This is a genomic window from Candidatus Methylomirabilota bacterium, assembly GCA_036001065.1.
Taxonomy (GTDB): domain Bacteria; phylum Methylomirabilota; class Methylomirabilia; order Rokubacteriales; family CSP1-6; genus MNEF01.
This window is the reverse complement of record DASYUQ010000071.1, coordinates 1-14885: the sequence shown is the minus strand read 5'-3', so window position 1 is coordinate 14885 and position 14885 is coordinate 1. Positions and strand designations below refer to the sequence as shown.

Annotated in this window: 14 protein-coding genes; 9 read left to right on the top strand and 5 right to left on the bottom strand. The window is 69.6% G+C overall.

Annotated elements, in window-relative coordinates:
• Positions 1-363 precede the first annotated feature (363 nt).
• Entirely contained in the window at positions 364-1884 is a 1521-nt protein-coding gene (locus VGV13_06125) for an ABC transporter ATP-binding protein (GenBank protein HEV8640659.1), read from the bottom strand.
• A 7-nt stretch (positions 1885-1891) separates the two neighbouring features.
• Positions 1892-3001, bottom strand: a complete 1110-nt coding sequence (locus VGV13_06120; GenBank protein ID HEV8640658.1) for a BMP family ABC transporter substrate-binding protein — start codon at positions 2999-3001, stop codon at positions 1892-1894.
• 176 nt (positions 3002-3177) lie between these two features.
• On the opposite strand from VGV13_06120, the gene VGV13_06115 reads away from it, so the two are divergent.
• From VGV13_06115 to VGV13_06100, 4 genes are read left to right on the top strand one after another with little or no spacing between them, the layout of a single operon-like run.
• Complete coding sequence (locus VGV13_06115) at positions 3178-4050, top strand: SMP-30/gluconolactonase/LRE family protein (GenBank protein ID HEV8640657.1); 873 nt, start codon at positions 3178-3180, stop codon at positions 4048-4050.
• Positions 4051-4066: 16 nt separating this feature from the next.
• Complete coding sequence (locus VGV13_06110; GenBank protein HEV8640656.1) at positions 4067-5092, top strand: LLM class flavin-dependent oxidoreductase; 1026 nt, start codon at positions 4067-4069, stop codon at positions 5090-5092.
• An 18-nt stretch (positions 5093-5110) separates the two neighbouring features.
• A complete protein-coding gene (locus tag VGV13_06105) occupies positions 5111-5638 on the top strand; it encodes a VOC family protein (GenBank protein HEV8640655.1) in 528 nt (175 codons plus the stop codon).
• 5 nt (positions 5639-5643) lie between these two features.
• Positions 5644-6729 (top strand): Ldh family oxidoreductase, encoded by a 1086-nt coding sequence (locus VGV13_06100; protein ID HEV8640654.1) that lies wholly within the window; start codon positions 5644-5646, stop codon positions 6727-6729.
• Between the two features lie 223 nt (positions 6730-6952).
• Here VGV13_06100 and VGV13_06095 read toward each other — a convergent pair whose 3' ends face one another.
• Entirely contained in the window at positions 6953-8122 is a 1170-nt protein-coding gene (locus VGV13_06095; protein ID HEV8640653.1) for an acyl-CoA dehydrogenase family protein, read from the bottom strand.
• Positions 8123-9143: 1021 nt separating this feature from the next.
• Positions 9144-9401: a hypothetical protein gene (locus tag VGV13_06090; GenBank protein ID HEV8640652.1), complete on the bottom strand. Its 258-nt coding sequence runs from the start codon at positions 9399-9401 to the stop codon at positions 9144-9146.
• Positions 9402-9466: 65 nt separating this feature from the next.
• Here VGV13_06090 and VGV13_06085 point away from each other — a divergent pair, with 65 nt between their 5' ends.
• From VGV13_06085 to VGV13_06070, 4 genes are all read left to right on the top strand, one after another.
• Positions 9467-10519, top strand: coding sequence for an LLM class flavin-dependent oxidoreductase (locus VGV13_06085; protein HEV8640651.1), 1053 nt, complete (start codon positions 9467-9469; stop codon positions 10517-10519).
• 12 nt (positions 10520-10531) lie between these two features.
• Complete coding sequence (locus VGV13_06080) at positions 10532-11077, top strand: carboxymuconolactone decarboxylase family protein (GenBank protein ID HEV8640650.1); 546 nt, start codon at positions 10532-10534, stop codon at positions 11075-11077.
• Between the two features lie 84 nt (positions 11078-11161).
• Positions 11162-12067, top strand: coding sequence for a polysaccharide deacetylase (locus tag VGV13_06075; GenBank protein HEV8640649.1), 906 nt, complete (start codon positions 11162-11164; stop codon positions 12065-12067).
• Positions 12068-12148: 81 nt separating this feature from the next.
• Positions 12149-12700, top strand: a complete 552-nt coding sequence (locus VGV13_06070) for a Uma2 family endonuclease (protein ID HEV8640648.1) — start codon at positions 12149-12151, stop codon at positions 12698-12700.
• A gap of 43 nt (positions 12701-12743) precedes the next feature.
• On the opposite strand, the gene VGV13_06065 is transcribed toward VGV13_06070, so the two are convergent.
• A complete protein-coding gene (locus VGV13_06065) occupies positions 12744-13946 on the bottom strand; it encodes an MFS transporter (GenBank protein HEV8640647.1) in 1203 nt (400 codons plus the stop codon).
• Positions 13947-14151: 205 nt separating this feature from the next.
• On the opposite strand from VGV13_06065, the gene VGV13_06060 reads away from it, so the two are divergent.
• Positions 14152-14885 (top strand): amidohydrolase family protein (locus VGV13_06060; GenBank protein ID HEV8640646.1); only part of this gene is annotated, 734 nt, incomplete at its 3' end.

The window sequence follows — 14885 nt, the reverse complement described above, 5'->3', positions numbered from 1 at the left end:
GTGATGGCCAGCGTCGCGTCGGCCACTAGTGTTCCGTCCTTGAAGTCATGTCAAGAACCCGCCACGCGGGGCCGGGGCCGGCGGGCGCGTGCGGCAGGGGTCGACGGGATCCGTTCCCGCCCGCTGGCAACGGACCCCGCGCCCCCAGGGGGAGCCCAGCCGCAACGAGGCGGACGCGTGCCGCGTGGTCCCGCGATCCCTGCCGCGCGCGCCGCGTCGGCCCCGCCGGCAGCGGCGCGAGCGCGGCGATCGTTAACATGACGTCCCAGACTGAACACTAGTGCCGTTCCAACTTGTTGATACTAAATCTGTCCACGAACGACGTACATGGTGCCTTCCTAGGCGCGAATAGCTGGAACGGCACTAGGGGCGCTCGCCCACGCCGGTCATGTAGAGGCCGATCTCGTCGAGGTCGGCCTGATTCGCCGGCCGCTCGTGGACGATGCGGCCGCGGTACATGACCAGGACCCGGTCGGACAGCGCGAGCACCTCGTCGAGGTGCTCGGAGATCAAGAGCACCGCGACGCCCCGCCCGCGGAGCTCGAGCAGGATGCGGTGCACGGCCTCCGTCGACGCGACGTCGAGGCCGGCCGTCGGATGCAGCGCGACCAGCACCTTCGGCTCGTGCGCAGCCTCCCGCGCAACGAGCAGCCGCTGCTGGTTGCCGCCGGAGAGCGCGCGCACGGGCGTGTCGAGCGACGCCTGGATCTGGAACGCGTCGACCAGGCGCCGGGCATGCGCGCGCGCGGCCGATCGCCGCAGCACGCCACCGCGCGAGACCGGCGGTCGCGCGTAGCAGCTCAGGATGGCGTTCTCGACCACGTCGAAGGGCGGGACCAGGCCCTGCCGCTGGCGGTCCTCGGGAATGAACGCGAGGCCGCGCTCGCGGCGGGCGCGCGCCGGCCGCGTCGTGACGTCGTCAGCGTCGAGCCACACGCGCCCACGGAGCGGCGACCGGATGCCGGCGATCGCTTCGGCCAGCTCCGCCTGCCCATTGCCGGCCACACCGGCGACGCCGACGATCTCGCCCCCGTGGACGGCCAGCGAGGCGCCGTTCACCGCGAGATGGCCGCGCTCACCCCGCGCCGCCACGTCGTCGACGCGCAGCCGCACCGGGCCCCGCGTCACCGCCGCGCGCGGCCGTGACGGGATCTCGCGCCCGACCATCAGCGTCGCCAGCTTCGCTGGCGTCGCGTCCGCGCATGGCATGGCGCCGGCCACGCGGCCGTGGCGCAGCACGACGATCCGGGTGGCGATGCGCAGCACCTCGTCGAGCTTGTGGCTGATGAAGACCACCGCCCGCTCCTCGCCCACGATGCGCCGGATGCCGGCGAAGAGCGTGTCGACCTCCTGTGGCGCCAGCACCGAGGTCGGCTCGTCGAAGATCAGCACGCGCGAGCCGCGGTAGAGGACCTTGAGGATCTCGACGCGCTGGCGCTCGCCGACCGAGAGGTCGCCGACGTAGGCCCGCGGGTCGAGGGCGATCTCGTGCCGGGCCCCGAGCGCTCGGACTTGCTCGATCACCTGCCCGGGGCTGAGGCGGAAGCGCGGGCTGCGGCTGCCCAGGAGCACGTTCTCGGCGACGGTGAAGCGCTCCACCAGCCGGAAGTGCTGGTGGACCATGCCGATCCCGCGCTCGATGGCGTCGCGCGGCGAGCGGAGCACCACCCGCTCGCCGGCGACACGGATCTCGCCCTCGTCGGGGCGATAGAGCCCGCTCAGGATGTTCATGAGCGTGGTCTTGCCCGCCCCGTTCTCCCCGAGCAGAGCGAGGACTTCGCCCGGGTACATCGCGAGGTCGATCCCGGCGTTGGCAACCGCGCCGGGAAAGACCTTGACGATCCCGCGGAGCTCGACGAGCGCTTGCGGTCGACCCTCCGCCATCAGCCGATCATTTCGCGGTCGGCGACGGTCCGTCGATTCCCTGGACGAGGAAGCGGGTGCTGGTGATGTCCTTCAGGCTCATCACCTCGCCGGCGGGGACGCGCAGGTTGCCCTCCTGGTCCTTGATCGGCCCTTTGAAGATCTGGAGCTTGCCGCTGATGATGTCCTGCCGAGCCTGCTCGACCAGCTTCTTGACCGAGTCGGGGATCGCCTCGTGGAGCGGCGCCAGCGAGAGCAGCCCGTCGGAGAGGCCGCCGTAGTAGTCCTCGGACTTGAACTGACCGGCGAGGATCGCCTTGACGTTCGCCTCGTCGAGCGGCCGCCAGTCGTAGACGGGACCGGTCAGGAATGCCTTGGGCCCGAACGGCGCCATGTTGGAGTTGTTGCCGATGGCGTACTTTCCGGCCTCCGCCGCCGCCTGGACCGGCGCCGGCGAGTCCTGATGCTGGCCGATGACGTCGGCGCCCGCGTCGATCAGCGCCTTGGCCGCGGCCTTCTCCTTGGGCGGGTCGTACCAGGTGCGCGTCCACACGACCTTGACCTTCGCCTGCGGGTTCGCCGCCCACACGCCGAGCGCGAAGGCGTTGACGCCGGGCAGCACGCCGGGCGTCGGATGGGCGGCGACGAAGCCCACGATGTTCGACTTCGTCATCTTGCCGGCGATGAGCCCGGTGAGGTACCGCGGCTCCCAGATGCGCCCGTACATGGTCTTGACGTTCGGCGCCAGGCCGATGCCCGGGCCCGTGCCGACGATGTGCACGTCGGGGTGCTTCTTGGCGACCTCGAGGCTCAGCTTCTGGTAGCCGAACGAGGTCATGAACAGGATCTTGTAGCCCTTCTGGATGAGCTGCTCCATGACGCGCACGGCGTCGGCGGTCTCGGGCATGCTCTCCACGAAGGTGGTGTCCGCGCCGAGCGCTTGCTCCAGGTGCTTGCGGGCGACGTCGTGCTGGAACGTCCAGCCGGCGTCGCCGACCGGTCCCGTGTAGACGAACGCCACCTTGGGCTTGGCCTGGGCCGCGGTGTCGCCCGGCACCAGAAGCGCCGACGACAGCGCGATGAGCGCGACCCACGTCGCCGCGACACGGCTGAGTCCTCGAAGACCTTCACGAGTCATGACATCCTCCTCCCTGTTCTTGGCCTCGGCGACGAGCGGTGGGGCCGGCGCTGTCCTCGAGCCCCCCGGTCGCTCCAGCCCCCGCATTATAGACGGGCTTGCGCACGGAACGGTCACCGCCGATCATCCTCGGGTGCGCAGGCCGCCATCCCGACCGCGACGGGGAGTGTCACATCATGGCTGACGGGTTGTCTACGATCCTCGAGACGACAGAGGCGGAGCGTCTGGCCACGGGGTTCGTCTTCACCGAAGGGCCCCTGTGGCACCCCGACGGCTTCTTCTATTTCGTCGACATTCGCGCGAGCGTGCTGTACCGGCTGACACCTGGCCGCGCGCCGCAGGTCGTGCGCGACAAGACCGGCGGGGGCAATGGCACGACGTTCGATCTCCAGGGGCGGTTGATCGTCTGTGAGGGGGACAACCGTCGCGTCACGCGCATGTCCGCCGACGGCCGCATCGAGGTCCTCCTGGATCGGTTCGAAGGCAAGCGCCTGAACCGGCCCAACGACGTGGTCTGCAAGTCCGACGGGAGCATTTACTTCACCGATCCCGGCTTGCGCGTGCCCCTCGCGGAACGAGAGTTGCCCTACTCCGGCGTCTATCGCATCGCGCCCGACGGGGCGGCCAGCCTCCTGGCAGACTTCGAGTACCCGAACGGGTTGGCGTTCTCGCCGGACGAGGGCATGCTCTACGTGGCCAACACGCGCTGGACGCAGTACATCCACGCCATCGAGCTCGACGCCCGCGGCAACATGGTGCGGCGCCGCATCTTCGCCGACATGTCTTCCGACGAGACCGACGGCGTCCCCGACGGCATGAAGGTGGACGTGGAGGGTCGGGTCTACTGCACTGGCCCGGGAGGCACCTGGGTCTTCGCGCCCGACGGCACTCGGCTCGGGATCATTCGCACCCCGGAGGTCCCGGCCAACCTCGCCTTCGGCGGGCCTGATCTACGGACTCTGTTCTTCACCGCCCGCACCTCGGTCTACGCGTTGCGCGTCAAGGTGCCGGGGCAGCCACACCCCTGGTATCGGATCGGGTCGAGGTGACGCCGGGAGGGTGACCATGGACTTCGGGACGTTCCTGCTGATGCAATCGCCTTCCGCGCGTTCCTCGCAGGAGATCTATGCGCGCGGCGTCGAGCTCGCCCAGGCGGCCGAGGCCCTCGGGTTCCGCAACGTCTGGCTCGCCGAGCATCACTTCTCGACCTACGGCTATCTCTCGCGCCCGGCCCAGCTCGCGACGTACATCGCGGCGAAGACGACCCGGCTGCGGGTGGGGACGGCCGTCATCGTGGTTCCGCTCCACCACCCCTTGGTGGTGGCCGAGGAGATCGCGACGCTGGATCTCCTGGCCGGCGGGCGCCTCGACGTCGGGCTCGGGCGCGGCTACCAGCACTACGAGTTCGAGCGGTTCGGCCTGGAGCTCGGGAGCGGCCGCGAGCGATGGGATGAATCGGTCGACATCATCTTGAAATCGCTCGGCGGCCAGCCCTTCAGCTACGAGGGGAAGTTCTTCAAGATCCCGGAGACGTCGGTGTTCCCTCAGCCCGTCCAGAAACCGTATCCGCCCGTCTGGATCACGGCGCAGAGCCCGGAGTCGATGGAGGCGGCCGTGCGCCGCGGGTTCCACGTGCTCACGGGTGGATTCGGCATCGCGATCGAGCGGCTGGCCGAGTTCCGCCGGCTCTTTGACCGCGTCGTGGCCGAGGTCAAACCGCCGCATCCGCTACAGGTCGGGGTGCAACGGGCGGTCTACGTGGCGGACAGCCAGGCCGACACGCGGGCCGCCGCCGAGGAGGCGCGCTGGAACATGCGGGTGACGCTCAGCCTGCGCCACCACTACGAGCGTGTGGAGCGAGGCCGCGCCATCCCCGTGCCGGCGCCGACCGAGCCGGACATCGACGACCTCCTGGATCGCTTCCTGGTCATCGGGACGCCGGACGCGTGCATCCGCCAGATCAAGCGCATCCGGGAGCTGGTGGGCATCACGCACTTCAACGGCAGCTTCTGGTTCGGCGATCTCGAGCAGGCGCGGGTGCTGCGCTCGATGGAGCTCTTCGCCAGGGAGGTCATGCCGGCGTTCGGCTGAGCGCCGGGAGGGGGCGACATGTCGGAGACTCCACTGCGGTTCCAGCTGCGCAAGATCGGCCACGTCGTGCTCAACGTCAGCGACCTCGACGCGGCCGTACGCTTCTATACCGAGATGCTCGGACTCCAGATCAGCGATCGCTACCCTGAGAGCATGGTCCCGGGCGGCATGGTCTTTCTCCGCTGCAACACCGACCACCACGGCGTGGCGCTGGTCGGCGGCGCCCCGAAGCTCCCGCGCAGCACCCTCAATCACTTCGCCTTCGAGGTCGGGACGCTCGACGAGGTGTTCCGCGCCCGCGCCTGGCTGCGCAAGCACGGGGTGCCCATCGTGTTCGAGGGGCGGCGGCGCGCGGGCTGCCAGATCGCCGTCGAGTTCCTGGATCCCGACGGCAACAATCTAGAAATTTACTGGTGCCTCGACCAGGTCGGCACCGGCGGCTACGTGCGTCCGCCGAGCGAGTGGCGGCAGGCCCTCACCCTGGAGGAAGCCGTCGCCAAGCCCGTGGCCGGCCAGCGCCTGCCCCCCGTCTCCGCCGGCGACTGAATCAGATGAGAGTTCCCGCGCCGCAGATCCATCAGCAGCTCGTGTCCGTCCTTCGCGCCTGGGGCATGTCAGACGCGCACGCCGAGACCACGGCCGCGATGATGCTGGAAACCGATCTGCGCGGCGTCGACTCCCATGGCATCTCGATGCTGCCGACCTACGACCGCGAGTTCCGCAGCGGTCGGCTGAACATGCGCCCGCTGTTCAAGACCGTGCGGGAGGGACCGGCCATGGCCCTGATCGACGCCGACGCGTCGCTCGGCCATCCGGTCTCCGTGTACGCGATGAACCTCGCCGTCGACAAGTGTCGCGAGGGTGGCGTGGCCGTGGTGTCGGTGTTCAACTCGCACCACTTCGGCGCGGCGGGCTGCTACTCGAGGATCGCGGCCGAGCGCGGCGTGATCGGCATGGTGACCTCGGCCACCCGCGGCGTATCGATGGTGCCGACCTTCGCCGCCGAGCCCGTGATGGGGACCAATCCGCTGGCGTTCGCGGCGCCCGCGAAGCGTAATCCCCCGTTTCAGCTCGACATGGCGACGACTACGGTCGCCGCCGGGAAGGTCAAGGTCCACAAGCTGAACCACCGCCCGTTGCCGCCGGGCTGGGTCGTCGACGGCAGCGGCCAGGCGGTGACCGATGCGCAGGAGGCGTTCCGTTACGTCTTCGAGCGGCCGGAGGGCGGCATCACGCCGCTCGGGGGCCCGCGGGAGCTGGGCGGCCACAAGGGCTACGGTCTCGCGGTCATGGTGCACATCCTCGGCGGGACGCTGTCCGGCGCCTCGTTCTCGCCGATCCGCAACCGGACGCAGAAGCCCTCCGATCCGCACAACATCGGCCACTTCTTCCTGGCGCTCGATCCGCGCGCATTCCGGGTCGGCGGGGAGTTCGAGGACGACCTCGATCAGGTGATCGACGTGCTCCACGGCGCCCGCCGCGCCGATCCCGCGCAGCCCGTGCTGGTCGCCGGCGATCCGGAGATGGCGACGCGGGCCGAGCGGCTCCGCGTCGGCGTGCCCATCCCCGACGATCTCATGGAGCAGCTGCGGGCGGTGGCGAAGAGCGCCGGCGTGCCGTTCGTCCTGGCCACCTGATGCACGGGAGGAGCGGAGCGCTGAACGACAACGCCTACCGGGTGCGCGCCGAGCGCGGCCAGGTGCAGCTCGGCACGTGGGTGACCATGATCCGGACTCCCGCAGTCCTCACACTCCTCCGAGGGCGTGCGCCAGATGATCGCGCTGGGGGCGACCATTACTCGTCGGACGCGGCCGTGCTGCGGTCGAGCTAGGCGGCGGCCATCGACGAGGTCCGCCCTCGCTAGAGTCTCGTCTCGTCGACCGGGAGGCCCAGCCAGTGCCGGCCGACCAGCTCGTAGTTGGCGAGGCGCGATTGTATGTGCTGACTGATGACGTGAATGTCCTGGAAGTGGCGCTGGAGTGGATGACCCTCGTAGACCGCCGTCACCCCGGCGGCGTTGTAGACGGTGTCCACCACCTGGACGCCCAGTCGAATCGCATGGGTCGTGGCCAGGCGCAGGGTCGCGCGCTGGTCCAGGCTGATCGTGCCCGTTGCGCTCACGTGGGCCCAAACCTCGCGGACCGTCTCGGTCAAGAAGGCCCGGCCGGAACGGAACTGGGCTTCGGCGTGGCCGACGTCTGACTGGACCAAGGGCTGATCGCGGAGCAGCCCTTTCGTGGACCGCGGCGTCTTGGCGCCGGCCAGTTCGAAGAAGGCTTCGAGACAGCTGCGGGCCACGCCGAGGGCCACCGAGGCATCGCCCGACGCGAACAGCAGGGTCCGGGGGATCTGGTACAGCGGGCCGGTCTCCACCAGTGGCGCGCCGGCCGGCAGAACGCTGCGCTCGGCGGGCACGAACACGTCGTTCACGGCGAAGTGGTGAGTCCCGGTGCCGCGCATGCCCCGCACGTGCCAGGTGTCGAGAATCTCGGCGTCGGCGACCGGCACGAACAGGTAGCGCGCTTCGGGCTGACCGTCGTCCAGCAGTCTCGGGTGGCCGTTCTCGACGACCTGGGCGTTCGCGGCCAGCCAGGCGGCATGCCGGCAGCCGGTGCTGAAGCCCTGGCGGGCGGTGACCCGATAACCGCCCGGGACCACGACCGCCTTGCCAGTCGGGGCGGGACTGTTGGCCACGACGCTCCGCGGTGTGTCGATCCAGATCGAGCGAGCGACCTCGTGGGGCATCCGGGCCGCGTAGGTCGCAAAGATTGCGCCCTGATTGACGATCCAGCCGGTGCTGGCGTCGGCCTTCCCGATCTCCTCGATCACCTGAACGTAGGTCGGCAAATCGAGCTCTGAACCGCCCAGGGCGCGTGGAACCGCCAGATGGAACATCCCGGCGTCGGCCAGCGCCTCGAAGAGCGGCCGCGGGAGCTCCCGCTCCGCCTCGATCTGATCGGCGCAGGATCGGATCAGGGGAACCAGCTTCCGGGCAGCTTCGAGGGGCGATCGGGTCTCGCTGGAGGTCATAGGGCCACCAGAAGGGTACATGAGCGTGTATGATCCTGTCCCTGTGATCCAGCGTATGCGAATCGAGATCATCTGCACGGGCGACGAGGTGCTGACGGGGACGATCGTCAACACCAACTTCAGCTACATCAGTCAAAAGCTCGAAGAGGTCGGCCTCTCGGTCCAGTGGGGAACGACGGTCGGGGACGACCGGGAGAGCCTGCTGCGGGCGTTTCAACTGGCGGGGGAGCGCGCCGACGCGGTCATCGTCAACGGTGGCCTGGGCCCCACGGTCGACGATCTGTCGCAGGAAGTCGCGGCCCAGGCGGCCGGCGTCGATCTCGTCCTCAGCGAAGAGTGGCTGGCCCGGATGGAAGAGTTCTTTCGCCGACGCAGCCGCGTGATGCCATCCAACAACCGCAAGCAGGCCATGCTGCCCGTCAACGCCGAGCTGATCGACAATCCGATCGGCACCGCCGGCGGCTTCGCGCTCGACATCGGCAAGGCCCGCTTCTTCTTCACCCCGGGGGTGCCGCGCGAGCTCCGGCGCATGCTCGAGGAGCAGATCATTCCGCGACTCCTCGCGCGCGGCGGCCTGCAGGCGGCCATCCATCTGAAGCGATTCCACTCGTACGGGCTGGGCGAATCGCACGTCGACGCCCTGCTCGCGGGCCTGGAAGAGCTGGTCCCCGATGGGAGTGTGAAGCTCGGCTTCCGGGCCCACTATCCGCAGCTCGAAACCAAGCTGACCGTGCGCGGCACCGACCTGGACGATATCCGGAGGAAACTCGGACCGGTCGAGCGGGAAGTGCGTAAACGGCTCGGCAATTTCATCCTGGCCGAAGACGATCAGACGCTGGAGGGTGTCGTCCTGGGAGAGCTGGCGAGCCGTCAGGCCTCGCTGTCGATCGTGGAGACGTTCACGAGCGGACAGATCGCCGCCCGCCTCGCCCACCTCCCGGGCGCGGAGAAGGTCTTTCGCCGTGGCCTCGTGGCCCGCGACCTGGGCGAGGTGTGCGCGGCCGTCGGCCTCCCGGGCCCTTCATCGACGGGCGAGATCACCCGCGAGACGGCCGAGGCCGTGGCGCAAGCCGCGCGACGGCAGACCGGCTCCACGCACGCGCTGGCGGTGCTGATCGATCTCGACGAAGGCCCGGACCGCATCGAGTTCGGCGGGATCATCTGTCTGGCGATCGCCACCGAGCAGGAGGTCGCCTCCCGGCGCAGTCGCATCGTGGGCGGTCGCGAGTGGGTACGCCTGGGCGCGGTCGAGATGGGGCTGGACTGCCTGCGCCGCCATCTCCAGGGTTGCCCGTGTACGAGCGGATCGACTTCGAGAAAGTCTGAGCGCGAGCGAGGCCAGCCATGCACTTCGGAATCTTCCTCGAGGAACGGCGTCCGGGGACCAGCGACACCGCCGCGTTGCAGGAAACGCTCGAGCTGGCCGAGCTGGCCGAGGCGTGGGGACTCGACGGCGTGTGGCTCGGCGAGATCCACTTCAACCCGGCCCGCTCCGTGCACTCGGCCCCGATCGCGCTGGCCAGCTTCATCGCCGCCCGCACGTGGCGCGTGCGCATCGGCACGGCCGTCCAGGTCCTCCCGTTGGGCAACCCGCTGCGCATCGCCGAAGACGTGGCGACGGTGGATCACCTCAGCCAGGGGCGCTTCGACTTCGGCATCGGTCGTAGCGGCTCCCCGCGCGCGTACGATGCGCTGGGCGTCCCCTACGGCGAGAGTCAGGCGCGCTTCGAGGAGGCCCTGCAGATCATCCGGGAGGCCTGGAAGGGCGAGCCGTTCAGCTATCAAGGCAAGTTCTTTCGCTTCGAGAAGGCCGTGGTGGCGCCGCGGCCGTATCAACAGCCCCATCCGCCCATCCGCATGGCCGCCAACTCCCAGGAGACCTTCCCGCTCGTCGGCCGACAGGGCCTCCCGATCTTCGTGGGGCTGCGCGACCTGGGCATCCCCGAGCTTCAGCGCAACCTCGCGGCCTACCGCGCGGCGTGGCGGCAAGCCGGTCACCCCGGCCACGGCGACGTCTGTCTCCGCATCCCGATCTATGCGGCCGCCACGGAAAAGGAAGCCGTCGAGGAGCCGCGCGAGAACATGACCTACTTCTTCCGCCGTCACGCCGACATCGTGAGAGCCGGGGTGGGGCGGGCCGACACCGGGCCCGGGGACCGGCGCCGGGCCAGGCTCGACGAGATCGCGAATCTTTCGTATGACGACATTCTGGAGACGCGCGTGGCGTTCGGCACCGCCGCCAGCCTGACCGATCGCCTTCGTCGGTTACGGGAGGAGCTCGGCCTCGACGGCATCGTGGCCGAGCTGAATCCCAGCGGGCTGTTCCCCCTGGAGCGGATGCAGCGGACGCTCCGGGTCTTCACCCACGAGGTGATGCCGGCCCTCAAGGGCCGCTGAAGGAGGGTAGTCATGGCCAGACTCACTCCCATCACGACCATGAACCAGGTGGCCGCCAAGGACCACGCCATCGTCGAGGCCATCGTCAAGAGCCGCGGCGCGCTCCAGGGGCCGTTCACGATGTTCCTGCACTCTCCGGAGCTGGCCGGACGCGTGGCGCACCTGGGCGCCTTCGTCCGCTTCGAGGGCTCGCTCGACATGCGGGTGCGGGTGCTCGCCGCGATGACAGTCGCCCGGGAGCTCGACGCGGTCTACGTGTGGGGCGCCCAGACGGGCGCAGCACGGAAACAAGGCGTGCCGGAGACGACCATCACGGCGATCCGCGAGAAGCACGCGCGCGGCCTGCCCCCGGAGGACGCTCAGATCGTGGAGTTCACCCAGCAGCTCATTCGAAAGCATCGGGTCGACGATGCGACCGTGAAGGCGCTGCAGAAGCGGTTCGGCGACGACAAACTCATTCAGCTGACCGGGGCCATCGGGTACTACAGCATGCTGGCCATGACGGTCAACGCCTGCGAGCTGGAGGCGGGCCCGGGCGCCGAGGTCCTGAAGGTCTAGTCACTATAACGTGCGCGCCCGGAGCGGGCAAGGACGCTAGCCGGGGCTTGACGGCGGCGCGGCGCCGACGTATCCGTAGGCGCCGTGACCCCTTCTGACTCCGACCGCGATCCCCCCTGGGCCTGGGAAGAGCGCCGCTGGCGCGCCGGGGTGGAGAAGGTCCGTGCCGGGCGCTCGCTCCGGCCGGCGGGCTGGAAGGACGGCGCCCGCGTCTGCGTGGCGCTCTCCTTCGACTCCGACCACGAGACCTCCACCCTGCGCGAGGGGTCGATCTCGCCCGGGCGGCTGTCCCAGGGCGAGTACGGCTCGCGCGTGGCGGTGCCGCGCATCCTCGCGCTGCTGCGGCGCCACGGCATCCGGGCCTCCTTCTTCGTGCCGGCCGTGGTGGCCATGCTCCATCCCGAGGAACAGCGCCGGGTCGCCGCCGAGGGACACGAGCTGGCCATGCACGGCTGGATCCACGAGATGACCAGCCAGCTCACGCTGGCGGTGGAGCGCGACCTCATGCGGCGCGCCTACGAGACCCTGGCCAAGATCGCCGGCCGGCCGCCGGTGGGCGTGCGGTGCCCGTCCTGGGACTTCAGCCCGGCAACGCTGGGGTTGATCCGGGAGCTCGAGCTCGTCTACGACTCGTCGCTGATGGCCGACGACGAGCCCTACGAGCTGCTGGAGGACGGTGAGCCTACGGGGATCGTCGAGCTGCCGGTGGAGTGGATCAAGGACGACGCGCCCTACTTCGGGATGAACCGGGCCTCCGCCCTCCGGCCCTATACGCCGCCGTCGGCGGTGCTGGAGATCTTCAGGGCGGAGTTCGACGGGGCGGTGGCCGAGGGCGGGCTGTTCCTGCTCACCATGCACCCGCACATCATCGGGCACCGCTCCCGGATCGCCCTGCTGGCGGAGCTGATCGAGCACATGAAGGGCGTGGACGGCGTCTGGTTCGCCACCCACGAGGAGGTCGCCCGGTACTGCCAGGCCCACGCGCGCTGATCACTTCTGACTACCACGCCGACTGTATCGAAGCAGCGGCATTGACCCCGCCCGATTCCCGTACAATTGTTCTCGATGAGCATGCCGGCGACACGTCACCGCTTCACGGTCGAGGACTGGCATCAGATGATCGCGGCCGGCCTCTTCCGGGACGGCCAGCGGCTCGAGCTGCTCGAGGGCGAGATCTTCGAGATGACCCCGATCGGTCCTCCCCACACGAGCGTGGTCGATCGGCTCAACCGGCTATGGATGACCCGACTCGGTTCCCGGGCCATCGTCCGCATCCAGGGGCCGGTCCTGGCGGGGCCCGTCTCTGAGCCCGAACCTGACGTCGCCCTCCTCCGGGAGAGGCCCGACTTCTATCGGGAACAGCACCCCCACCCGAACGACGTGCTGCTCGTCATCGAAGTTGCCGACAGCTCGCTCGAATACGATCGTGCCAAGCTGCGGATCTATGCCGTGGCTGGCATGGCCGAGGTCTGGATCGTCGATCTCCAGAACGAGCGCGTCGAGATCTACCGCGCTCCCGCTGCGGCTGGCTACGCGGACGAGCGCGTGCTGCGCCGCGGTGACCGAGGAGCCTGCCTGGCCTTTCCCGCAGTCATCGTCACGGTCGACGAGATCCTCGGCTGACCGACGCCGCACGACGATCGCAGCCAAGGCCCACGCCCGCTGATCACTCCTCGAACGCGCGGATCCGGCGCAGCTCGGGGAAGAGGTACATCCACAGCGCGGCGACGGTGATCGTGCCGATGCCGCCGATCAGGACGGCCGGCACGGGGCCGAAGAGCGCCGCCGCCAGGCCCGACTCGAACTCGCCCAGCTGGTTCGACGTGCCGGTGAAGAGCGAGTGCACCGCGCTCACCCGCCCGCGCATGGCGTCGGGCGTCCGGATCTGCACCAGCGAGAAGCGGATGACGACGCTGACGACGTCCGAGGCGCCCAGCACGCACAGCGCGGCGAGCGAGAGGAGGAGGTTGGTGGAGACGGCGAACACCACGGTGGCCGCGCCGAAGATGATGACGGCGCGGAAGAGGGCGCGTCCCACCCGTCGCTCGAGCGGGCGCTGGGCCAGGAAAACCGACATCGCCAGCGCGCCCACGGCCGGCGCCGAACGCAGCAGCCCCAGGCCCGCGGGGCCCGTGCCGAGGATGTCCCGGGCGTAGATGGGCAGGAGCGCCGTCGCCCCGCCGAGCAGGACGGCAAAGAGGTCGAGCGACATCGTGCCCAGCAGCACCGGCCGTCTCCGGATGAAAGCGATCCCCGAGAACAGCGCGTCGAGCGTCACGGGCTCGCGCTCGCGTACCGCTTGCTCGACGCGGATCGCGGCCGCGCACACGGCGGCGACGAGGACCAGCGCGGCGATGGTGAGGTAGGCCTCAGTCGGGCGGAGGCCGTAGAGGACGCCGCCGAGCGCCGGCCCGACGATGCGCGCCGTCTGGTTGGCGGAAACCGACCAGGCCGCGGCGCGCGTGATGAGCGGCCGCGGCACGACGTCCGGCACCAGGGCCGCCAGGGTGGGGGTCTCGAACACACGCGCCGCCCCGACGATCGCCATGGTGGCGAGGATGCTCCCCCGGCTCAGCCAGCCGCCCGCCGTGCCGAGGGCCAGCGTGGCGGCGGCCGCCGCCTTCACGACCTGGCAGACGATCACGATGCGGCGGCGATCGTAGCGGTCGGCCGCCTGGCCGGCGACGAGCGCGAGGAGGAACATCGGCACGAACTGCGCGAGGCCGACCAGTCCGAGATCGAGGGCACTGCCGGTCAGGGCGTAGAGTTGCCAGCCGACCGCGACGGCTTGCACGTGCAAGGCGAGGGTGGAGAGCACGCGCGCAGACCACAGCAGCGCGAACGACCGGTGGACGAAGACGGCGGGCATCCGCGCCTCCTCTCGCGCGGCCGCATTGTACCCGGCGCATGGACCCCGGCCGATTGCCGGCGCCGACCTCCTGCCGTAGGGAACAGGACCGAAACGCGGTATTCTCCACCACCGAGAGGCGGGGCCCGGGCGATCCCGACCCGGCATCCGAGGGGCGGCCGCAGGAGCGATAACGGCGACTTACCGGGACCATAGGGGGCAGGCCATGCTGATCGTCGACGCGCAGGTCCACATCTGGAGAAACAACAAACCCACGAATCCGAACCACCGGCAGGTTTCCGATTTCTCGCAGGACGATCTCCTGAAGGAGATGGACGAAGCGGGCGTCGACGCGGCCGTGATCCATCCGCCCGGCTGGGACCCTAATTCCAACGAGGTGGCCGTCGAGGCTGCCCGCCAGCACCCCGACCGGCTCGCCATTCTCGGAAACTTCCCGCTCGATCGCCCGGAGAGCCGCGCGCTGATCGACGGCTGGAAGCGCCGGCCGGGGATGCTCGGCCTCCGCTTCGCGCTCCTCCAGCCGCATCAGCGAACGTGGCCGACGGATGGAACCATGGACTGGCTGTGGCCGGCGGCCGAGCGCGCCGGGCTGCCCGTCGCGCTGCTGGCGGCGAATTTCCTGCCGCTCGTCGGGCAGCTCGCTGACCGGCATCCGGGCCTGAAGCTGATCGTCGATCACCTGGGCCGACCCTCGGGCACGAAAGACGAGGCGGCCTGGGCCAACCTTCCCGAGCTGCTCGCGCTCGGGAAGCATCCGAACGTGGCGATCAAAGCCACCGGGGCGCCCAGCTACTCCAGCGGGCCCTATCCCTATCGCAACATCCATGGGTACCTCCGCCAGATCTACGACGCCTTCGGTCCCGAGCGGATGTTCTGGGGCACCGACATCACGCGCATGCCGTGCTCCTGGCGGCAGTGCGTGACCATGTTCACGGAGGA